Consider the following 22,314-nt stretch of genomic DNA (forward strand, 5'->3'; position numbering starts at 1 on the left):
ATAAATAGGAATGTAAAAAAATGAATACAAAGCCAAAATTTGTAGACGATGTTGAATATAAAAACAGTGTAAATGTGCAAAGCGGTAAGGAGTGGAACTGGGTCAATCCTGCTCGCGGCAGTTTTGATTTTCCAGCCAATTATTATGAAAGCTCACTGCAAGAATGGCAGGCTTTTGATGCCCTTAATGCGGATGTTGAGTGTGATGTGGTGGTGATCGGCGGCGGCTTGTTGGGCACATCTACGGCACTGCATTTGGCGGAACAGGGTGTGGACACGGTGCTGGTGGAAAAAAACCGTATTGGCAGTGCTGCATCGGGGCGTAATGGTGGACAGCTAACTCCTGGGTTGGCGCGTTGGGAAGCGGGGGAAATGATTGAACACTTTAGTTATGAGGATGCTAAACGTTTATGGCACTTCACTTCGACTGAGGCCATGTCTTTAATTGACCAAATTGCGCAGAACTATGATTTAGATCTACAACGCAAACATCAGCACATTACTGCAGCCGTGCATCCAGGGCATTTGGTGGGTTTAACTGAAGGTGCAGATGCGCGTAAATATTTGGGTGAAGACCATACCCAGATTATGGGCAAGCACGAGTTGTTTGAGCATGTGAAATCGGAAAATTATTATGGCGGTTTACTCGATACTCTCGGCGGGCATATTCATCCCTTGGTATTAAACCGTGGCCTTGCTTATGGTTTTAGCCAGCAAGGTGGCAAAATCTATGAGCAAACCGAAGTGCTGTCGGTGGATGAGCGTCAAGATGGCATTTATGTGACAACCACTGGCGGTGTGATTAAAGCACGTAAGAGCGCCGTGATTGGGGTCCATCATGCCTCATTTAAGCTGCTGCAAAGCCATAATCAAACCACCATTCCATTTTATACTTATGTGTGTACCACAGCGCCCTTAGAGCTCGATCTTGCTGAAATTCTGCCGAGTGATGCGCCTGTGTACGATACGCAGTTTCAAATTGATTATTATCGCGGTGTATCTAAAAACCGTTTGCTATTTGGCGGTGAAGGGACGGGCTCTTGCTGGACGCCTGAAAAAACCCATGATTATTTACTGAGCCGAATCAAGCATGTGTTCCCGCAATTGACACAGGTTGAGCTGGACTTTGTTTGGAGTGGCACCACAGATTTAACCATGAATGGCGCAGCCGATAGCCGTAAGTCCGATGGGAAATATCCGATTTATGCGGTACAAGGCTGGAGCGGTCATGGCGTGGCGCAAACCGTGCGTATAGGCAAAGCCATTGCCGATGATTTTTGTGGCAATGCCGATGACTTTAAAATGCTCACCAGTATTCAGCATCAGGACATTTTGTTTGGTCGCGCACTTGCACCAATGGTGATTCCAATGGCGAAAACCGCTTATGGGCTGGGGGCAATGGTCAATCCGGGCAAGATGGTGTCCTTCTAAATTTAAGTCTTTTTTATGAAGGATATCGCTTAAAAGCGCCCTCATTATTGAGGGCGCTTTTGCGTGTTAAGGCATTTCTTCTGTAATTTTGTCTTTATTTTTCTTTAAGAATTTCGGCCGCCATTCACTCACAATCACACCGAGAACCACGCAAAGCCCGCCAATAAGGGCGAGCGGTGTTAAGCGTTCACCAGCAAGTCGCCCAATGATCGCGGCCCAAACCGGTTCACCTGCATAGATGATTGCTGCCTGTGCAGGATCAACCATGCGCTGCGCCCAGTTCATCACCAGTTGAATCACGGCGCTGGCAAGCCCCAATCCGCAGAGTACAGCGATTAATGGCCATTCAAATTTTGGCAAAGTGGTTTCACCCACCAGTGGGGCAAAGCAAAAACAGAACAGAGAGGCAAATGCCAACTGTAGAACCGTCACTCTGCGCAGATTGACGCGGGGCGCAAAATAGCTGATCAAGATAATTTCAAAGGCAATGGCAATCGAACCGAGCAGCGTAATGATTTGTCCAAAATTGAGCTGAATAGCGCCAAAACCATTACCCGTTAAAAAGACCAAACCGACAAAAGCCAAACTTACACCCAGCCATGTCATCACATGTGGTTTATGCCGAAAACACAGCCACATAAAAATCGGAACCAGCGGTACATACAGCGCTGTTAAAAAAGCCGATTCACTGCTGCTGATGCTTTGTAAGCCGACTGTTTGCGTCGCATAGCCGATTGCAATCACCGCGCCAATACTTGCGCCCGCAATGACATCGTATTGAGAAAAATGTCTAAGATATTTGAGCGATAACAGACTCACAGCCAGTGTAGCTGCGGCAAAACGTAGACCGACAAACAGCACTGGACTGCTAAAATTTAAACCGTATTGCACGGTGATAAAACTGGCGCCCCAAATCATGGTAATCAGGATGAGTGCGAGCTGCGGAAACTTGGCTTTCCAAGCAGATTGGACGGTTGGCATGTGTATTTGAATGTTCAAAGAGGAGAAATAAAAAAAGAGGCCCGAAGACCTCTTTTCTGCTCGGGTAAATTACAAGCTTTGTTGATCAAGCAGTAATTGAGCTTCACGAAGGTTCAATGTGCCTTCATAAATTGCACGACCGGTAATCGCACCTAAAATGCCCGGTTGGCCTTTTAAGTTACGCACGTCGTCAAGGTTGGTCACGCCACCAGATGCAATAACAGGTAAGCCTGAATACGTTGCAAGGTTAACGGTTTGTTCAACGTTCACACCTTGCATCATGCCATCACGTGCGATGTCGGTGTAGACGATGCTCGATACGCCGGCATCTGCAAAGCGTTTTGCCAAATCAGTCGCTTTCACGTCAGTGACATTTGCCCAACCATCAGTTGCCACCATGCCGTTCATGGCATCGATACCGACAATGATATGGCCTGCAAATTTTTTGCACGCTTCTTCAACAAATTCAGGCTCTTTTACCGCTTTTGTACCAATGATGACAAACGAGACGCCTGCATCAAGGTAGTGTTCAATGGTTTCAAGAGAGCGGATACCACCACCAATTTGAATTGGCAATTCAGGCTGTGCTTTAGCAATCGCTTCAACCACAGGCTTATGAATCGGTGTACCAGCGAAAGCACCGTTTAAATCTACCAAATGTAAGCGACGCGCGCCTTCATTTACCCAATGCTGTGCAGTTGCCACTGGATCGTCAGAAAATACGGTATCGTCTTCCATACGACCTTGTTTTAAACGGACACATTTGCCATCTTTCAGGTCAATTGCAGGGATGATCAGCATGCTTTCGCTCCTTGCTCAATCAAATTAAGAATAAATTTGTGCCCAATCTTATCAAATAAACGGCTATTCACTAAATGCTAATATCAGAATTGATGAATTAAAAAAGCCTGACATAGGTCAGGCCAGTGTAAATAGAGGATTGGATTTTATTCTTGGTCTATAAAAATGCGCTGTGTATTCGCGTTTTTAGTCATTAAACATAAGCAGCAGTTTGTAATAAATCGCTGTTTACGGATTGAAGTAAGCTACCGACATCGTATACGCCTTGATTGAGGGCTGTGGTACTTTCACCGACCACTTGAACGAGATCACCGACTACAGGAAGTTCAGTGGCAATCGATGTAATCGGTGCAATGTCATCCAGTAAGGTATCTAACGTGCCTGAAACATCTTGCACGACACCACCCACACTTGCTAAAGGATCATTCAGGACGGATGTTAATAATTCGGTAGGATCAATACTGGCTACATAGTCGCCCGTTTCAGCCAACAAGCCAGTTAAATTACCCGTAGTTTCGCCTACTGCATTCAATAGCCCGCCAAGCAATGGCAGGTCAGAAAGTGCGTCTGTGATTGGTGCAGCAACACCACCTATATGATCAACCAAACCTGCAACTTCAGTCACAGTTTGACCGACCACACCAGTTACGCCATTGAGAGCGGTCTGTACATCGCCGAGAAGATCACCTGTCGCTAGTTGATCAGCTACAGCATGTAAGCCGTCACCTAAGGTGCCGACCAACTGATTTTCAACCGTGAGTACTTTTTCGATGGTCCCGCCAATGAGTGGTAGTTCAGTCAGTGCATCTGTTAAGGGCGCTGTTAAGCTATTCACTGTCTCTAAAACGCTGTCTACAGTATCCAAAACAGTATTTAAAACCAGTCCAACCGCTTTACTGATCCCTTGTAAAGTCAGGCTGAGTACACCGCTGATTTTTCCTGTAAATAAGTTCAACATGTCAGGTTCTCCAAGTTTTTAAATTATGATGTGTTATGTATTTGGCAGATTTGTTTTAGCAAAAGGGGACTGATGAAAACAAATTATGAAAGTATAGAAAGAATGAGATAAATCATGTAATTCTGCTAGAAAATCTAGAGAGATCAAAACCTTAGTCGAATAAAAATATAAATGTGTATTAATGTAATTAAAATGATTTAAATCAAAGATATAGATGTACTTAAAAGGTGCGATTTTATTTTTTTAGACTGTGCAGTGACTATTTTTAAGGCAATAAGGTACTGTTCAAATCTTTAGCGCAAATAAACTGCAAATTCATTGGCACTCTTCAGCCGATCTTTGCACTTGGTCATGCCATAGATTGGGGCAATATCCAGTTACAGAGCGGTTACATCGCTGAATATAATTTAAATCATTAAAATAATTAAGGGTTTATAATTTCATGTGCGGACGAATTCTTAGTTTGAGGGAGGTATTGGGAATGGTTTTAGGTAATAAACCACGTTGTAATAATTCTTCAAAGACCAAAACAGGGGCATAAGCATCGGCAGCGGCATAACGAATTTGCTCCGGACTTATGCGCTTTTTGGCCCAATTGGAGGTGCTGACCGATTTAGATTTTGGAAAATTCACACGAAAAAGCAGTGCCATGGCATTTTTTAAACCGACGGGTTGGCTTAAGCCAAAAGAAGCAAAGCACTTGGAGAGTTCCAATACACTATTCAGTTCGATGCCTTTTTTACGAAATAAATGCGCATCATTTTTTAAGCCAAAACCCACTTTAATTTGATCACGATTACTCAAGATCGGCTTTAAAAAATCCCAAGTGCATTCGTTCATTTGAAACAACCACGCCTGTTGCGCCGTAGCGAGTTGGATTAAATGTGGACCGGTAGAGACCTCACCTTTACGAAAAGTCGGCTTAGATTCAGAGTCGAAACCGAATAAGGCAGTCGTCTGCAATTCATCGGCCCAGTGTTGGCATTGTTCTGCATTGTGAATGACATGGATCTGCTCTGGCACTAAATTTTGGAACAATGGAAAATTTTTAATCTGTTCTTTTGTTGGCAAAATAGGTGTCGGTAGAGCATCAGTCATTGTGATTTAATTCAAAGGCTTGTTGTTGCAGCCTAGAGCGTTTAGTAGGGAAATGCAAATACCGAGATGTGGCGTTGAGCATGAGCCATTGACTCACCTGCCTGTCATAGCGCGTTGCTATGACAGTGACGAGGGCACTTAAACACAGTGACCAAGAGATTTAAAGACAGTAACTTAAAACAGAAAACGCGCAGTAAATAATACATTTACCAAGATCAGTAAGAATAAACCGATAAAGAGAAAGGCGAGAACCACCTCCCATGTTTTGGATGCACGTGGCTCACCATATTGATTGGCATTTGCAGACCCGGGGATGAGCATCAGCGCAATGCACATGACGATATTGAGCAACGGAATCAGCTCTAAGAGTGCAAACCAGCCTGAGAGATTAAAGTCATGCAAACGACGCACTGAAAAAATCATCAAAGGGATCAGCATTAAAACATTTAGGATAAATCCAATCACTTGCGTCATTGGATTTTCAGCGTGAGCTATTAGGGCATTGAGGGTATTGGGCATCATGCTGACGATCAGTAGCATCAATATGCTCAGCATGAGGCCATAAAAGACATTCCAACCGATAAAAGACATGCGATTAAAACGACCGTCACGGTTCCAACCAGAGTTTATATTGGGTGAATTATTCATATTAAATGATCTTAAATTATCGTAAAAAGTATTGTTATCATTCATTTTTAACCGCAAAAATTGAGCTCAAAACGACATAAAAATGTGAAAAAGTACAGGATTTGATCCTGAACATAAAAAGCGCGTTGATTATAAAGGTAAAGTACAAAAAAAGCCCACTTGTGTGAGCTTGTTTGAATAGATGTATTGCTGTTTAGAGCGATCTAGGCGGCATCTAATGATTTATCATTATTGTTGTTGAATCGTGGCTTGTTGAGAGCGGATCACTTAGTTTTGGTAAGACGGAATCATGATCGCAGCAAGTATCCCGACTATAAACACCACGATATACAAAACAGCCAGCACTGTTTCCCAGCCTTTGGTCGGGCGTGGTTGTCCAAAGCTATTACTACCGCTATTACCCGGTGCAAATAACACATAGAGCGCAAATAATATATTCACTACAGGAACTAAGATCAGCAGTGCAAGCCATCCTGAATGGTCTCGGTCATGTAAACGACGGATTAAGAAAATGACGCTGTAATAAATGACGATGGCATACATGATAAAGAAAATAATCATGAGTGGCGTCGACATTGCACCCTCAGTCAACGCATTTTGCGCACCGGGTATGAGCAGGCCGACTACAACAGCAATTAGCGTAAAAATAATGCCGAGAAGTAGATTCCATGCAAGATATGCGCGCCGGCTAAAGCGACCACTGGCTTGGGTCGGTGAGTCAGATGTGAAGGTATTCATTATTATTCCTAGGCTTTGGTATTTTTATAAGTAGGCAAATTCTAAAATGAATATGTAGAAAATAAAAGGATGAAAAATAAACAGTACAAAAAAGCCCGCAAGGAGCGGGCTTTTTTGCGGTGAAGGAATTTTAAATATCCCATTCCACAAAGTTTTTGAGCAATTGCAGGCCGGCTGTATGACTTTTTTCTGGGTGAAATTGTGTCGCAAACAAGTTTTCCTTGTGAATTGCGGTACAAAATTCCAAACCATAGTCACAGGTTGCAGCGACAATGCTTGAATCTTGCGGCTCTACATAGAAACTATGTACGAAATAGAAACGTGCATCTTGCTCAATGTTTTTCCACATCGGGTGGCTAGGGTCTGCCTGATGCACTTGGTTCCAGCCCATGTGCGGCACTTTTAATCCCTCTACGTCAGGGAAGCGTTTAACCGAACCTTCAAAAATACCCAATGCATCTGCACCGCCATTTTCTTCGGAATGCTGCATTAGGGCTTGCATACCGACACAGATCGCAAGCACAGGTTTATTAAATGCCGCTTTACGGACCACTTCATCAATGCCTGCATCATGCATGCCTTGCATACAGTCACGCATTGCTCCCACACCGGGGAACACAATTTTATCTGCTTGTGCAATCAGCTTAGGATCATTGGTGACATCAACAGTTGCGCCCACGTGTTCGAGGGCTTTTGCTGCTGAGTGAAGATTTCCCATGCCATAGTCAAGAAGGGCAATACGGGTCATTACAATGTTCCTTTGGTAGACGCAACAGTATTTTCGGCACGCGGGTCAACTTCACACGCCATACGTAATGCACGGGCAAAGGCTTTAAATACGCTTTCAATTTGGTGGTGGCTGTTTTTACCTTTTAGGTTGTCGATGTGCAGCGTCATTAACGCATGGTTCACAAAACCTTGGAAAAATTCAGAGAAAAGATCCACATCAAAAGTCCCGATGCGCGCGCGAGTGAATGGAATATCCATCCAAAGACCCGGACGGCCAGATAAATCCACCACAACACGACTCAGTGATTCATCAAGTGGCGCATAGAAGTGACCGTAGCGACGTAAGCCTTTTTTATTGCCCAGTGCTTGAGCAAAGGCTTGGCCCAGTGTAATCCCACAGTCTTCTACGGTATGATGATCGTCAATTTCAAGATCGCCATCACAATGAATATCAATATCAAACAGACCATGTCGCTTGATTTGATCAATCATATGATCTAAAAATGGAACACCAGTGTTTAAAGTGCCTTGACCAGTACCATCAAGATTCACACGAACTCGAATTTTGGTTTCGTTGGTGTTTCTTACCACTTCACTGATACGATCTGTCATAGACACGTTCCTCAAATACGTCAAAATGATTGATGTAAAAATATTTTCGCTGTGACGAAAAGTCACCGCATATTAGATTGCTCAGGAGGGTTTATCAATGCCTATTACCGTACATGCCTATACTTCTTTAGAAAATGATGAAGTGCGCAGCCAGCTTGAGCGACTGTATGACACCAGCCCTGAGTTTAGCGACGGTTCCGATGCGATTGAACAACTTGAGCAGAACTTAGCTCAGTATACCTTAGTTTATACTGCAGAATTTAATACAAAATTGATTGGTGCGATTTGGTGTACAGGCCAAGGTGAAAGCAAAACCCTTGAATATATTGTGGTACACCCTGCAAATCGTGGGCGTGGTGTTGCAGAGCGCTTGGTCAGTGAGGCCACCCGTATGGAAGAAGAAAAAGGGGTGAAAACTTTTGAACCAGGTTGTGGCGCGATCCACCGCTGTTTGGCACACATTGGAAAAATTACTGCGGCTGAATAACCTGCCCTCCAATAATAAAGCAGCCATTGAGCTGCTTTTTTGTTGGATAAATACAGTTTCGTCACTGTAATTTCAGCTGTGGAAATTTGAAATCACTCAAAAAATAAGCAAATAGTGTGAAATATTGATTTAAAAATAAACATTTGCACAAAAAAGCGCAACGGATGCTTGACGCCATGAGACTGAAATTGTTTAATACGCCCCATCGGCGTGATAGCTCAGTAGGTAGAGCAACGGATTGAAAATCCGTGTGTCCCCAGTTCGATCCTGGGTCTCGCCACCATATTCAAAACTGATTTTTCAGTTTATCAATCCCTGATCCCATCAGGGATTTTTTTTGCCTAAAAAATATGCATACGAAAAATATTTTTATAAATATGATTGACTAATTAACTGAGATGCGGCTTAATACACCGCATCGGCGTGATAGCTCAGTAGGTAGAGCAACGGATTGAAAATCCGTGTGTCCCCAGTTCGATCCTGGGTCTCGCCACCATATTAGAAAAACCTCAAACGATTGTTTGAGGTTTTTTTTCGTCTGCTGTTTTTCAGGTGTTGATATTTCGCACAGTTTAACTGCTACAATCGATGCCAGATGATGGGCCCAATTGCTATAAGAAAATTATTAAAAAATAAGGGTTAAGGTTATGAAAAAAATATTATTTCCTGTTTTGATCGGCATGATTGCCTTGCTGAGCGCATGTGGTGGCGGGGGCGGTAGTAATGTCGATTCTTCCTATTCTAAAACCATTATTCAAAATGGTGTGACCTATGAATGTAAAAGTGAAAATGCAGCAGCGCTTTGTGATAATGGCAATTGTTCTTCTTGTGAATCATCGCTCGATAAAATAATCACAGCATCATGCAGCACCAGTATTTCCGCAGGGCAAACAATTTTTGCCGTGACCAAAACGGGCTGTGTATCCAATATGAAATCGGGCAGCAGAATAACTGCAGCATGTGATAATGGTCTGCTTAAATTAAAAGTTGGATCTAACTTTAGCTTAAATCAGGTGATTAACACGGGTACGACGATGAGCTCTGGTGAATATATTGTCGGCACAGAAGTGCTCCGCTGTAGGCTTTAATCAAATGAACATAGATTCGTGGAGTGACAGTTGAAGCGACTTCAATATCCGATGCTTGGACTGCTTTGTTTTGCACTGGGCTATATTGCGGCATCGTGGAATGACCAACCAAGCTTGACGTCGTCGCCACCTGAACACTCGCTTGTAACTTTGGCGACGAGTAATCCTGTGGCACTCTTGGCTTTAGATCAAGATGCCTCGGATCAACCTCATTCTAAAGATATACAGCAACAACGCAAAAGCCAACATCGTCAGCTACAGAGCATTATTCAGCAGACTTCAGATCAACAATTGGGGCGATATTTACAGCAGGCATTTCCCAATTACAGTTTTGCAGGGATTCAAAATAAGCAACAATTTGCGCAGCAGATGTTAGACGAATTTCTACAAGCCAAAAATGATCCGCATCAGCGATTGGCAGGGCAAGCGTATGTGACAGATCAATCACAGACAGATGTAGATCAAGTTTTACCTCGTGAAATCTATGTCACACAGCCGTTGTATGCACATTTTGATACCATGGGTAAAGTTCCAAACAATATGCAAGTCATGGTGCGTTTGACGCATCGTGATAGCGGTGAAGTGCTGCTCTTTACACCACGCAAAGTTAGTGAGCAACAGCAACAAAACTGGGTGAGTTTCTATCCTATGACTGGATGGAAAACTGGTCATTATGATGTGAAATATTATCAAATGAATGATCAATTAAGCCCGATTGCGCAGACCAGTTTTTATATACAGCATGTGATTGAGTAAATATTTTGAAGCTCAAATTTTATCGCTGAAGCTATGACTTAAGTGCTAGTTCCTACCCCTAAAATTCGATTAAACTGATAAAAAATAACCAATGAATTTCTACAATGAAAGACCTTTTCTCTACAGGGAGTGCGCTGTATCAACAATCACGTCCAAGTTATTCTGCTGAAGTTGTCGATAGCATCTTGCAGCATGTTGCCGTGCGTGAACTGGCATGGGACTGTGGTGCAGGTTCAGGTTAATTTACCAAAGGTTTGGCGTCCTATTTTCAACAGGTTTTAGCGACAGATCTGAGTGCCGAACAATTGGCACAAGCACCCAACTTAGATAATGTGCGTTATGAGCAAGCTAGCGCCGAACATTGTCCGCTTGCAGACCATTCAGCGGATTTAATCACAGTCGCGCAAGCGATTCATTGGTTCGATTTTGCTGCCTTTTATGCAGAAGTACGACGCGTATTGAAACCCCATGGTCACATTGCCATTGTGGGCTATGGTCTGATTCAATTTGAACATGCGGAATTAAACCAGCTCTTACAGGATCTGTATTTTATCACGTTAAAAGGCTATTGGGACGCTGAACGTCGTTACATCGATGAAGAATATCGCAGTATTCCGTTTCCATTTCAGGAGTTAGCGACACCTCAGCTGTTTTTAAATTACAGGTGGCGTTCACAGCAAATTTTGGACTATCTGCAAACATGGTCTGGGTTAAAACACTACCAACAGCAACATCCGACACTTCAACCATGTGCAGCTTTGCACTACTTCTTTAGCCGTCATCCGCAGCAAGAGTTTGCTTTGTCATTTCCTGTGCTGTTAAGAATTGGAACAGTATAAAAAAGAAAAAGCAGTGGTAATGCAGATAGGTAAAGGATGATATCTCAAGTCCAGAATGAGCAACGTGAGGTTTAAACTAGCTGTGCTATCCTGCCGTTTGTCGGGGTTAAATATAGTGAGTTGATTAATTGCTGTACAATAATAGCAGTGTAAATTTTTTCAATTTTCTATTTTTAAATCTCTCGGAATGAACATGATGAATCTCCCTAAATCTGTCTCCGTTTTGGTTTTTGTTAGTACAGCAATGACGGCTATGAATACTTTGGCTGCGGAAAAAGCCACAACAAAAGCTGCGGACACCGAACAACAAGCCATTCAGATGCCTGCTTTAACCATTATGGCAGAGCGTGAAATGCGTGCAGAGACGGGCATTGTTGAGTACCAAGAGCAGGTGGATCGCCGTAAAGCCTTACAGCAACGGGTGATGCAACTTGAGCGTGATACTCAAAACAAAGGTGTCGATGCAACAATCGTGTCAAATATTGATATCTTACCTGCCACAGCAGTGCCAGATATGTCGAATTTATCGCCTTTGATGCAACAGCATGTTTTAAATATTGCCGCAGGTTTGCAGTCTTCTGACCCACGCAATGGTTTATATATTATGTTGCAACCCTTTGGGATTGACCGTAATGCGACCAATGTGCAAATCAGCCGTGATCAAATCAATCTCGGAAACATCGACCGTCAGTTAAATACCAATCCGATTAAGACCCCATAATCGAATACATCTCTACAGTACATTGAAGGCGAAAATTCATGTTTTATCCATGAATTTTCGTTTTGATGGCATGCGCAATTTAAGTCTATTTACATTGATGTTTTCAAATAGCCTTCTTAAAAAGCATGGCTATTTTATCGTCAATCTTCAAACTTTTGGTTAAACTGAATAAAAGGGCATTCGGAGCTCATTATGCCGCGTATCTTTGTTGTCTTGGCCAGTGCTACGGTATTGGTCTTTGGATGGATGTTTTATCAATATTCAGTACAGCAAAAAGAAGCTGTGCAACTCTCGACCTATGAAACGGTTTTGCGCGAAAAAACCGAGCAAATTTTTCAGCAAGCTCAGCACTGGGAAGAGCCGATACAACTCAATGTGACAGATGCACGGCTAACGGGTGATTATAAAATCATGTCGGATTTTATTTTGAGCCAAATGCTGCAGCGTGCAGAAGCGCGGAATCAATATATTCGTGATCTTAAAGCACTGAATTGGGATAAATTTCTCGACATCGATCGCTTATTGCAGGATAAAAAAAACCAGTATCAAGAGACTGAGCAAATGCTGCAGCAGGTGCATGCAGTGGTCGATGCTTATGAGCAAAAAACCACACAGCAAGAGGAAAATGGTTTAGCTCAGGCCAAACAGTTGGCAGTCAAACAGGTGTTTCGTCAGCAAATTGCCCAGAGTTTAAGAGACAGTCGTGATAGTGATGAGTCGTATGCTTTATTTGAGTTAGAAAAGCAAAGTTTAGCGAAGGCTGATGAGATCTTTGCTGTACTAAAAGCCAATAAATGGGAAAAGAAAAATAAATTATTTATGTTCTATGAAGATGCGCCTTTAAAGCAGTTTAATCAGCTTTATACAGAGATGTTAGCGCTCAATGCACAAATGGATGAGATCCGCCAAAAGAACCGTTCAGAGTTGAAACAAAAGCTTTAACTGACTGTCATCACTCTTTCAAATTTGCGCGATAAAGTGGCTTATAGCAGGGTTTTACATCATATAGAGGTCCATGCTCATGCGAGCTATTCAGATTTTTGATGATATTCAGCAGGTCTATATCGACTTTATCGCGAACCGCCAATATCCACGGTTGGAAAGTTTAAACAATTGGGGTAAGAACCGTTTTTTCTTCAGTCAATATTTTCGCATGATTGAAGATTGGCATCTGACTGAACAGATTGTGATTGAATTTAATCAACAATTTTATAGTTTGGATACAGGGATGGCGCCTGACTTTATGGATCAAGACAAATACATGGCTTGGTTGATGGAACAATTACAAATATTAAAATAAGTCCTTTTCATTCAAATTATTCAGCACAGCTTCGAGATATGTTATGCAATTCAAAGCCATCCTTTAGCGGATGGCTTTTTTTGTTGCTAGCGAACTTAATTGGGGGGAGCGTGGTCTGAGCTAGTATGAATGGCGCAGAAAACGTGAGCCCTAAAATTGTCCTGAGGCATTGGATTTGCAAATTTAATACAACTATCAACCAATAGTGTGACTTAAATCACTCAAAATACGCCGAAAATTTAAACATAAATTTTTAGCCAGCAGCCCATAACTCATAAGAAGCTGAGCTGTATTGAACTTGCAAACATTCTAACCTTAGACCGATTGGCTTTGAATGAAAGGTTTATCGCCATCTTTAGAGATGATTTTTTTAGCGTATGAAAAAATTAATACTGCTATGGCTTGCCATATGTGCGGTTTCATTGGTGTCGATAGGCTATACCTATGAATTATTCATTAGCCCTGTTTGGGTGGTAAATGCATTTGCTGCCTATGGCATGATTTTAATGCGGAAGCATTTAAGCCACGATTTACTGATCGTGCTCTATGCTTTTAGTGCGATCTTTGTGGCTTCGCTGATGGTCGATCCTGCCAAAATCTTAGAAGATAAATTTCTCCTGTGTGCGATTTCGGCATTTCAGATTTGGGTATTTATTAAAGCCTATTTGGCACTGAGCCATTTAAAAAAGCGCCGCTTTAAACGAACCTTGATGCTAACTGTTCCGAGTATCGTGAGTGCTTTTGCAGGCAGTCTGTTGTTCGTGGCATGCTTTCAGATGGACAACTAATACTTTGCCTTTGTTGATTATTTTCTAGAGCAATTTGCAACAAGTTTGGCTGTGGTGTGTTTATTATTTGGTGTTCAGCGCTGGATGAATGTACCGTGGATAGATTATGGCTATCTGATCGTGGCATTGGCCGTGCAATATGTGATCTCAAATGATCAGATCTTCTATGCCTGCATGGTCTTGCCTTTATTGATGTGTTATTACGCGATCAAATACGACCTCAAAACCTTTTGCTGGCTGATTGGCTTAATGACGCTGATCTGTGGCTGGTATGGTGCCATGCCATTGGCTGGGGAATATTGGTCGGATGCACAAGTACATATGCTCTCGCGGATCAGTTCTTATCGTTTGGCATTGGGTATTTATCTGATCATTTTTCTATTTATTTGTGAGCTATATGCACGAAATAAACGCCTGTATTTGGCTTTGCAACGTGTAAGTTTTTGCGATGAGTTGACGGGGCTGAAAAATCGCCATGCTTTTAAAGAACAAATATTTATAGAGGGTGCGGTTGATAAAGGCTGTGTCATTTTGCTCGATGTCGATAATTTTAAAAAAATTAATGACCAATATGGACACCAAATGGGGGATAGTGTTTTGGTGCATTTGGCAAAAATCTTAAAAAATTGTAGTCCTCGCGCGAGTTTTATCAGTCGCTGGGGCGGTGAAGAATTTTTAATTTTGCTCGAAGGTGCCGATTTGGAGCAGGGTAAAATGTTGTGTGAAACAATTTTGGAACGCTGCGAACATGTACCGTTTCGAAAAGATCAATTAAGGCTAGATGTCAGCTTTAGTATGGGCTTGGCCGAGTTTCAACAGTTGAGTTTGTCTAATTACTCCACGACTCTACAGCATGTCGATGCCTGCCTATATCAGGCGAAATCACAGGGGAAAAATCAGTTTGTTTATCAAAAGATTATTCCGTTGGCAGAAAGCAGTATTGCAGTCTAAATGGGCAAAAAAAAGATGCCGTGAAGGCATCTTTTTTTGCATTTAATCAACGATTAAGCTGCTTTTTTGAACCAAGAAAAGAAACCTTTTTTCTCAGCTTTAGCTGCTTCAGCTTTTTTCTCTGCACATTTTTTAGCGCAGTCTTTTTTCGCTTCAGCTTTTACTTCTTCAGTTTTAGTTTCAACAGCTTCTTTTGCATCAGTTGCTTTTTCTACAGCCGCATCTTTTGCTTCAACAGTTTTTGCAACGACAGCGTCTTTAGTTGCTACAGTTTTTGCAACAACAGCATCTTTAGTTGCTACAGTCGCGTCTTTTGCTGCAACAGTGTTCGCAACAACAGCATCTTTAGCCGCTACAGTTTTTGCTACAGTTGCATCTTTTGCTGCAACTGCAGTTTCTTTAGTTGCCGCTGCTTTTTCTACCACTGCTTTTTTCATGTCAGCAGTTTTTGCTTTAGTGGTTTCTTTTACTGTTAAAGTTTTAGTTTGAGTTGCTTTTTCTGCAACAGCCACTTGAGTTTTAGCAGCATCTTGAGTTGCTTGAGCAGCAGCTACAGTTGCAGTTTTCGCTTGTGCAGCTTCAACAGCAGTTGCAGGTTTTTGTTCTACAGCAGTAGTTGCCATAGCAGAAGTTGTAGCAGCAACTAAAGCAACAGCTAAAGTAGTTTTGATCGCGTTCATAGTCATCACTCTATAAAACTTAGTTAAAATAAGGCATTGTAAATTTTATGCCTTATCAACAGCGCTTAGGTTACACGGCACAGAGTGAGGGATTCGATTGTGTGAATATTCCACCAATGTTACAAACGGATAACATGGTGTTACGCAGAAAAACAAACAAAAACAGCGTACATTCCACAGCATTCGAAATTTTTAATTCAAAGCTGATTTAAAATCACTGTTAAAGCCGTTATGGTGAATATACATTTCCGCTATTGGTATGGCATAAAAATAACGTCGCATGAGGGATAACTACAGATGCAGCAGCTTATTTGTTATAAACAGCTCCCTGTGTGGACACAGCAGTCGATTCCACAAGGTTTTAAACAACAGCACAATACCAAAGCAGGCACATGGGCAAAACTCACCGTGCTGCAAGGTGAAGTAAATTTTGCCATGTTAGATGCGTCTGGAAATGTCCTCTCGACGCATGTATTTAGTCCAGACCTACCACCGCCGTTTATAGAACCACAGGCGTGGCACAAGATTATCTCTGCGAGTGATGATGTGCAATGTCAGTTAAGTTTTTATTGTTTAGCACAGGATTATTTTTATAAGAAGTATCAGCTCAGCCCAACACATTCAGAGATTTTGGCAGCGACACCATATTTGCAAGGTGGTCGAGCTTTGGATGTCGGCTGTGGTCAGGGGCGTAATTCGCTGTACTTAAGTCAGTTGTCTGAGCAGCGTTTTGAGGTGGATGCATGGGATGTCAATCCACACAGTTTGCACAAGCTGCAAGAGGTGATCGCTGCGGAAGGCATTGAAAATATTCATGTACAGCAGCGTGATCTAAACGCTGACCCAAGCATTACAGGTACATACGACTTTATTTGCTGTACTGTGGTGATGATGTTTTTAGAGGCCAAGACAGTAAAGCCTCTGATTCAGCAGATGCAGCAAGCCACAAATATCAATGGTTATAACCTGATTGTCTGTGCGATGGATACGCCTGATCTGCCTGCGCAGCCTGACTTTCCATTTAGCTTTAAAGCAGGGGAGTTAAGTGCTTTGTATGAGGGCTGGAACATTGTGAAATACAATGAAAATGTCGGGGAGTTGCATCGGGTGGATGAGCAAGGCAATCGGATTAAGCAGCATTTTGCGACCTTGTTGGCGCAGAAAAATGAAGCATATGTTTTAATACCTTGAGTTGTTTAGATATAGTCTCCACTACAAACTTAGTATTTAAAAAAAATATTAAATAATTTTTTTTGCTTTCAATCTACTTTCGTTATTGTGAGGTATTAGATATTTCATCTTTATATAAACCTTCATAGTAACTAATAGTTCTTTTAATTTTTTTCCAGTGAGGTTTAATTTGCTTTTTAATGGCTGATTCTTCCATGATTTTAGATGCTCTTAAAGCATAACTAATATAGTTTCGTTTTCCAATATAAGAAAATTTACGATAAATATGTTTTTTGTTGAAAGTTAAACTTGGTTTATTTCTACGCAAACGTGAGCTATTAATTCGCACTAATTTTCTATAGCTCATTCTAATAGCTTTTGCAGATTTATAAGAATACTGAGCTAAACCTGAATGACGCAGTAAAATTTGTTGACCATCAAAAGTAAAACCTAAATATTGTAATGGATTATTTTCTTGAATAACTCCATCATTAAAAATTGAAATTTTAGTTTTAGAATCCTGAATTTCTAACTTTAACCTTTTAATTCTTTTTATGACATTTAGTAATACAGATGGGTATTCTTTAATAGGACAAATAATTAATATGTCATCACAATAGCGATAATATTTTCCATCAATTTCATTTAGCAAATCTGAGGTGAATTTATCAAAATCTATCATGTAGATATTCGATAATAAAGCACTTATAGGTGACCCTTGCGGTATACCTTTCTGTTCAGAGTTTACATTTATTAAGTTTTTATTTCTAATTTTGACTCTAAAATCATTTGAAGTACATAAGCGTTTCATTCCATCCAATTTTGAATTTTTATTTAAACCTAGTTGGCTTAAAATTTCATCACGATATACATAAGAATATTTGGTTATTGATTTGAAAACTTTGTAGTGATCTTTTGGAAGTTCATTGACTTTTAGTGTCTTTTTCCATGCAGTTTTTAATAATGAGTGGTCGAGTTCATCAAAAAAGCTTTTTACATCTAGACAAATAACTGCGCACGTCCTTTGATTCTTTATTTCATCAAAAACATTTTTTGCAAAATGAATATTATTTGGAGAGCCTTGTAATTTTCTGAAAGCAAGTATCGAATCATTAATATTTTCTTCATAAATAAGCTTTTCGTAATGTTCTGATAGAAGATGAGAATAATATGAATAGATGTGACTATCTATATGGGATGCATATTTGATAGGCCTAATTTTTAATATTGTTTCAAGATTTTTTTTATCTTTAGATTTTTTAACTTTATTCATTTTTACATCAAAATGAATAAAAGGAAAAAATGCATGTGATTGTATTTTAATTGGATTGGTGACGTAATTAAATATTTTGAGCGAATCTATTGAGTTATCAAAATGTAAATATTTTTTTCTACGCTTTTTAAAAAAATTTGAATCAATATTCATGGTTAGTAAACCCAAGGGAAAGGTTTGACGGTAGTCCTCACATAATGTGTTTCAATTAAAAAAATTAAAATTCCCAAGGGCATACTCAAGTGCCCATTTTTACGCACCCTCTAGAAGTTATGACCCCTACACCGTCTTTTGATCATATAAGGTGTATATTATGAGAAGCATTAACTACGTTCTACTAATTATCCTATGCTTATGTAGCGTATGGAGTTTAGCAGCTTGCAGTGTTTCACCAGAACTTTCAGAGATTATCTTAATGTTCATTGGTGCAATACTTGACAGTAAATTACCTTCCTCATGTACATTTACATGAGCAATATGATGATATTGAAAATATAAATTAAATTCAATATGTTATTAACTAAAAAAAACCCCGCTTTCGCGGGGTTCTTTTTATCTCAGTATTTAATTAAAAATTAAACACGTTCGATAATGGTCGCGATACCTTGACCCAAACCGATACACATCGTCGCAAGACCGATTTGTGTATCTTGCTGTTCCATAACGTTCAGCAAAGTCGTTGTGATACGTGCGCCAGAACAACCCAATGGGTGACCTAATGCAATCGCACCACCGTTCAAGTTCACACGGTCTTGTTGGTCATAAATGCCTAAGCCTTTAAGAACAGACAAACCTTGTGCTGCGAACGCTTCGTTCAATTCAAACGTTTGAATATCAGCAATTGACAAGCCAGCACGTTTAAGCGCTTTTTGAGTTGCTGGTACAGGACCATAACCCATGATCGCAGCATCACAGCCTGCAACCGCCATAGAACGAATCACAGCACGTGGCTTAAGACCTAAAGCTTGAGCACGTTCAGCAGACATCAGCAACATTGCAGAAGCACCATCAGACAAAGCTGAAGATGTTGCAGCAGTTACTGTACCGCCTTTCGGATCGAATACTGGACGTAAAGCTTGGAATGCTTCAAGGTTTGCATCAGGACGAATCACTTCATCGATATCGCACAGAATTTTGAAGCCATTTGCATCGTGACCTTCAACGCCCACGATTTCATTTTTGAAACGACCTTCTTGTGTTGCAGCCCAAGCACGGCGATGAGATTCCACACCAAATGCATCTTGTTCTTCACGCGAAATACCGTTCATACGACCTAACATTTCAGCCGTTAAGCCCATCATGTTAGATGCTTTTGCATAGTGCTTAGACGCTTCAGGGTTGATGTCGATGCCGTGCATCATGCCAACGTGACCCATGTGTTCTACACCACCAATGATGAAGATATCACCTTGGTTGGTTGCAATTTGCGCAGCCGCTGTGTGGATTGCTTGCATAGAAGAACCACAAAGACGGTTCACTGTTTGACCTGCAACAGTACGTGGTAGGTCTGCTAACAATGCAATGTTACGACCAATGTTCATACCTTGCTCTAGGGTTTGGTTTACACAGCCCCAGATAACGTCTTCAACTTCATTGGTATCAAACTGGTTACGAGCAACAAGCGCGCGTACTAATTCAGCAGATAAGCTGTCAGCACGTACGTTACGGAACATACCATTTTTGGTTTTACCCATTGCTGAACGTACGCCATCAACGATGACAACGTCACGTGGATTTAAAGTAGCCATTCACGTTGCTCCTTAACCGTAGAATTTTTTGTTGTTAGCAGCCATGTCACGCAACATTTGTGGCGCTTCATAAGCCTTACCTAAATACGCATATTTGTCGCAAAGCGCTACGTATTCAGCGACACCTGTTTGGTCGATGTAACGGCATGGACCACCACGGAATGGAGGGAAACCTACACCCATGATCATCGCCATATCTGCTTCAGCAGCAGTCGCTACGATGTTGTCTTCTAGGCAACGAACAGTTTCGTTACAGAACGTCAGCATCATACGGTCAATAATTTCTTGAGCGTCAAATTCACGTTTTTCCGCAGTTGCAACAGAAGCCACAAGTTCGTAAGCCACAGGATCAACCACTTTGGCTTTCTTACCTTTACGGTCAAGTTCGTATTTGTAGAAACCAACGTCGTTCTTTTGACCAAGACGTTTGTTTTCGTACATGGTTAAAGTTGCGCCTTTGTAGTTGGGCTTCATGCGGTCAGGGAAACCTTCTGCCATTACTTCCGCACCGTGTACGCCTGTGTCGATACCCACAACGTCGATGAGGTAAGCAGGACCCATTGGCCAGCCGAATTTTTCCATCACTTTATCAACTTGCTGGAAGTCAGCACCGTCTTTCAGTAGAAGGTCAAATGCACCGAAGTAAGGGAATAGTACGCGGTTTACCAAGAAGCCTGGGCAGTCGTTAACCACGATTGGTGTTTTACCCATTTTCTGAGCAAGAACCACAGTTGTCGCGATTGCTTCAGCAGATGTTTTCTCACCGCGGATCACTTCTACCAATGGCATCATGTGAACAGGGTTAAAGAAGTGCATACCTACGAAGTTTTCAGGACGTTGTAGGTTTTCAGCCAAACGTGTGATTGAAATTGTTGAAGTATTTGAAGCAATGATCGTATTGTCACGAACATTTTTCTCAGTTTCAGCAAGTACAATGCCTTTTACTTTTGGATTTTCAGTCACCGCTTCAATCACGATGTCCACTTCTTTAAACTCGTCATAGCTTAAAGTTGGACGGATGCGCGCAAGAGTTTCACCCATTTGAGCAGGTTTCATCTTCTTACGTTCAACTTGTTTGGTCAGTAAGCCATTTGCTTCTTTCATACCCAAAGCAAGTTGTGGATTACCAATGTCTTTCATGATGATCGGTGTGCCTTTGCTTGCCGCTTGGTAAGCAATACCACCACCCATGATACCCGCGCCTAATACAGCGGCTTGGTTGACAGGGTGCGCACCTTTTTCATATTTCTTCGAAGTTTTCTTCACAATTTGGTCGTTAAGGAATAAACCAATTAACGCACCTGCTTGTGGAGTTACAGCCGCTTTAGCAAAACCTTGCGCTTCGATTTTCAATGCTTCATCACGTGGAAGGCTTGCACCTGCTTGTAATGAGTCTAAAAGAAGTTTTGGCGCTGGGTATTGAGCAGGATTTGCTTTTGCAAGAACTGCACCTTTCGCTGTATTGAATGCCATCATTTGTTCAAGCATGTTCAATTTAACAGGATCTAATTTTTCTTGGCGTTTTGCTTTCCAGTCTACACGGCCAGCAATCGCTTGTTTCACAAGGTCAATTGCAGCGTCTTGTAGTTTGTCTGCAGCAACAACTGCATCAACAGCACCGTCTTTGAGCGCAGCAGCAGGCTTTTTCGGCGCAGCCATTGCCATCCATTCAACCGCATTGTCGATACCAATCACACGGCTTAAACGAACCGTACCACCAAAACCAGGGTAGATACCCAGTTTGATTTCTGGAAGGCCAACTTGTGCAGCTTCTGACATCACACGATAGTCACACACTAAGCACATTTCAAAACCGCCGCCCAATGCCATACCATTGATTGCAGCAACTTTAGGAACGTTTAGATCTTCAAACGCATTGAAGATGTCGTGAACAGGCAATGCCCAATCCACAATCGCTTGTTCGCCTTGAGCGAAGTTTTCACCGAATTCAGTGATATCTGCACCCACGATAAATGTAGATTTACCTGAAGTAACGATTAAACCTTTGATGTCACCGTTTGCTTTAACAGCGTCAATTGCAGCTTTAAAATCTTCAATTGTTGCGCGGTTAAATTTGTTGACCGACTCACCTTGTAAGTCAAAGCGGAATTCTGCAATTCCGTCCGAAAGCATTTGGACGGTAATGGCATTGCCAGCGTGGATCATGCCTGATCTCCTTTATTTTGGAGGACTTCTAAGTTGATGTTGTGAAGCGAGTACGCGGTTCCTGCGTACACTTTATGCCTCGCTAATCTTACGATAACTATATCTAAAAAGAACATAACAAGTTGTATCAAGCCGTGACGCTAGGGTCATCAAAATTTCTTTTGGAAATAGCCTTCGGATCTGCCTTTAAACGCTATCGCTCTGATTAAATATGTTGAAGCTTATGTTTCAGTTCACATTTTTTATAAATGTAAGCTATAGATTGAGATGCGAAAGAAAAAATCAAGAAAAAAGCAAGTGTATTTTTCGGCAGAATGGTCAATTCACTTTTACTATTGTCATCCATCTTTGC

At 41.5% G+C, this 22,314-nt stretch carries 22 protein-coding genes, 2 tRNA genes and 1 pseudogene; 13 read left to right on the plus strand and 12 right to left on the minus strand.

Translation table 11 applies throughout. The features are described 5' to 3' along the window. Positions 1-20 precede the first annotated feature (20 nt). On the plus strand, positions 21-1,430 hold the full coding sequence (locus FTU79_RS13405; RefSeq protein ID WP_180050679.1) for an FAD-binding oxidoreductase: 1,410 nt from the start codon (positions 21-23) through the stop codon (positions 1,428-1,430). Positions 1,431-1,496: 66 nt separating this feature from the next. Here FTU79_RS13405 and FTU79_RS13410 read toward each other — a convergent pair whose 3' ends face one another. The 8 genes from FTU79_RS13410 to hisB form a co-directional block, all read right to left on the minus strand. Next, entirely contained in the window at positions 1,497-2,411 is a 915-nt protein-coding gene (locus FTU79_RS13410) for a DMT family transporter (protein ID WP_180050682.1), read from the minus strand. Between the two features lie 69 nt (positions 2,412-2,480). After that, positions 2,481-3,212: a 1-(5-phosphoribosyl)-5-[(5-phosphoribosylamino)methylideneamino]imidazole-4-carboxamide isomerase gene (gene hisA / locus FTU79_RS13415; RefSeq protein WP_078190493.1), complete on the minus strand. Its 732-nt coding sequence runs from the start codon at positions 3,210-3,212 to the stop codon at positions 2,481-2,483. Positions 3,213-3,405: 193 nt separating this feature from the next. Beyond that, positions 3,406-4,170: a hypothetical protein gene (locus FTU79_RS13420; RefSeq protein ID WP_180050685.1), complete on the minus strand. Its 765-nt coding sequence runs from the start codon at positions 4,168-4,170 to the stop codon at positions 3,406-3,408. Between the two features lie 432 nt (positions 4,171-4,602). Further along, entirely contained in the window at positions 4,603-5,268 is a 666-nt protein-coding gene (locus FTU79_RS13425) for a 3'-5' exonuclease (protein WP_180050689.1), read from the minus strand. 174 nt (positions 5,269-5,442) lie between these two features. Next, positions 5,443-5,916 carry a DUF805 domain-containing protein gene (locus FTU79_RS13430; RefSeq protein ID WP_180009274.1) on the minus strand — a complete coding sequence of 158 codons (474 nt, stop codon included), beginning with the start codon at positions 5,914-5,916 and terminating at the stop codon, positions 5,443-5,445. A gap of 267 nt (positions 5,917-6,183) precedes the next feature. Next, positions 6,184-6,654, minus strand: a complete 471-nt coding sequence (locus FTU79_RS13435; protein ID WP_168378999.1) for a DUF805 domain-containing protein — start codon at positions 6,652-6,654, stop codon at positions 6,184-6,186. Positions 6,655-6,784: 130 nt separating this feature from the next. Further along, positions 6,785-7,402, minus strand: coding sequence for an imidazole glycerol phosphate synthase subunit HisH (gene hisH / locus FTU79_RS13440; RefSeq protein WP_078193147.1), 618 nt, complete (start codon positions 7,400-7,402; stop codon positions 6,785-6,787). Continuing rightward, positions 7,402-7,995, minus strand: a complete 594-nt coding sequence (gene hisB / locus FTU79_RS13445; RefSeq protein ID WP_078190487.1) for an imidazoleglycerol-phosphate dehydratase HisB — start codon at positions 7,993-7,995, stop codon at positions 7,402-7,404. Before hisB ends, hisH begins: the two co-directional genes overlap by 1 nt. Positions 7,996-8,092: 97 nt before the next feature. Between hisB and FTU79_RS13450 the strand changes: the two genes are divergently transcribed. The 11 genes and pseudogenes from FTU79_RS13450 to FTU79_RS13500 all read left to right on the plus strand — a co-directional run bounded on the left by FTU79_RS13450 (position 8,093) and on the right by FTU79_RS13500 (position 14,925). Next, on the plus strand, positions 8,093-8,482 hold the full coding sequence (locus FTU79_RS13450; protein ID WP_078190486.1) for a GNAT family N-acetyltransferase: 390 nt from the start codon (positions 8,093-8,095) through the stop codon (positions 8,480-8,482). Positions 8,483-8,689: 207 nt separating this feature from the next. After that, positions 8,690-8,765: transfer RNA gene (locus FTU79_RS13455), tRNA-Phe, on the plus strand. Positions 8,766-8,902: 137 nt separating this feature from the next. Continuing rightward, positions 8,903-8,978 (plus strand) — tRNA-Phe (locus tag FTU79_RS13460). Positions 8,979-9,129: 151 nt separating this feature from the next. Beyond that, positions 9,130-9,570 carry a hypothetical protein gene (locus tag FTU79_RS13465; RefSeq protein ID WP_180009280.1) on the plus strand — a complete coding sequence of 147 codons (441 nt, stop codon included), beginning with the start codon at positions 9,130-9,132 and terminating at the stop codon, positions 9,568-9,570. 30 nt (positions 9,571-9,600) lie between these two features. Beyond that, positions 9,601-10,326 carry a hypothetical protein gene (locus FTU79_RS13470; RefSeq protein WP_257220959.1) on the plus strand — a complete coding sequence of 242 codons (726 nt, stop codon included), beginning with the start codon at positions 9,601-9,603 and terminating at the stop codon, positions 10,324-10,326. A gap of 104 nt (positions 10,327-10,430) precedes the next feature. Further along, positions 10,431-11,165 (plus strand): annotated as a pseudogene (locus FTU79_RS13475) (class I SAM-dependent methyltransferase). Between the two features lie 193 nt (positions 11,166-11,358). Beyond that, positions 11,359-11,886, plus strand: a complete 528-nt coding sequence (locus tag FTU79_RS13480) for a hypothetical protein (protein WP_257224312.1) — start codon at positions 11,359-11,361, stop codon at positions 11,884-11,886. Between the two features lie 192 nt (positions 11,887-12,078). Then, the gene (locus FTU79_RS13485) at positions 12,079-12,828 is read left to right on the plus strand and encodes a hypothetical protein (protein WP_180009284.1); all 750 of its coding nucleotides are present in this window, start codon (positions 12,079-12,081) and stop codon (positions 12,826-12,828) included. Positions 12,829-12,907: 79 nt separating this feature from the next. Next, on the plus strand, positions 12,908-13,186 hold the full coding sequence (locus FTU79_RS13490; protein ID WP_180009286.1) for a hypothetical protein: 279 nt from the start codon (positions 12,908-12,910) through the stop codon (positions 13,184-13,186). Positions 13,187-13,563: 377 nt separating this feature from the next. Further along, complete coding sequence (locus tag FTU79_RS13495) at positions 13,564-13,974, plus strand: hypothetical protein (protein WP_180050692.1); 411 nt, start codon at positions 13,564-13,566, stop codon at positions 13,972-13,974. A 51-nt stretch (positions 13,975-14,025) separates the two neighbouring features. Beyond that, the gene (locus FTU79_RS13500) at positions 14,026-14,925 is read left to right on the plus strand and encodes a diguanylate cyclase domain-containing protein (protein ID WP_180050711.1); all 900 of its coding nucleotides are present in this window, start codon (positions 14,026-14,028) and stop codon (positions 14,923-14,925) included. A 53-nt stretch (positions 14,926-14,978) separates the two neighbouring features. Here FTU79_RS13500 and FTU79_RS13505 read toward each other — a convergent pair whose 3' ends face one another. Next, positions 14,979-15,605: a hypothetical protein gene (locus FTU79_RS13505; protein ID WP_180050713.1), complete on the minus strand. Its 627-nt coding sequence runs from the start codon at positions 15,603-15,605 to the stop codon at positions 14,979-14,981. Positions 15,606-15,902: 297 nt separating this feature from the next. Between FTU79_RS13505 and tehB the strand changes: the two genes are divergently transcribed. Beyond that, positions 15,903-16,796 carry an SAM-dependent methyltransferase TehB gene (tehB, locus tag FTU79_RS13510; protein WP_180050716.1) on the plus strand — a complete coding sequence of 298 codons (894 nt, stop codon included), beginning with the start codon at positions 15,903-15,905 and terminating at the stop codon, positions 16,794-16,796. An 82-nt stretch (positions 16,797-16,878) separates the two neighbouring features. Here the strand turns inward: tehB and drt2 are convergent, their stop codons facing one another. The 3 genes from drt2 to fadB form a co-directional block, all read right to left on the minus strand. After that, positions 16,879-18,201, minus strand: a complete 1,323-nt coding sequence (gene drt2, locus FTU79_RS13515; RefSeq protein WP_180050719.1) for an antiviral reverse transcriptase Drt2 — start codon at positions 18,199-18,201, stop codon at positions 16,879-16,881. A gap of 422 nt (positions 18,202-18,623) precedes the next feature. Next, positions 18,624-19,796, minus strand: a complete 1,173-nt coding sequence (fadA, locus tag FTU79_RS13520) for an acetyl-CoA C-acyltransferase FadA (protein WP_180010561.1) — start codon at positions 19,794-19,796, stop codon at positions 18,624-18,626. Between the two features lie 12 nt (positions 19,797-19,808). Next, positions 19,809-21,962, minus strand: coding sequence for a fatty acid oxidation complex subunit alpha FadB (gene fadB / locus FTU79_RS13525; RefSeq protein WP_180050737.1), 2,154 nt, complete (start codon positions 21,960-21,962; stop codon positions 19,809-19,811). Between the last annotated feature and the right edge of the window lie 352 nt (positions 21,963-22,314).

This window comes from Acinetobacter sp. YH12144 (assembly GCF_013418345.1).
Lineage (GTDB): Bacteria > Pseudomonadota > Gammaproteobacteria > Pseudomonadales > Moraxellaceae > Acinetobacter > Acinetobacter amyesii.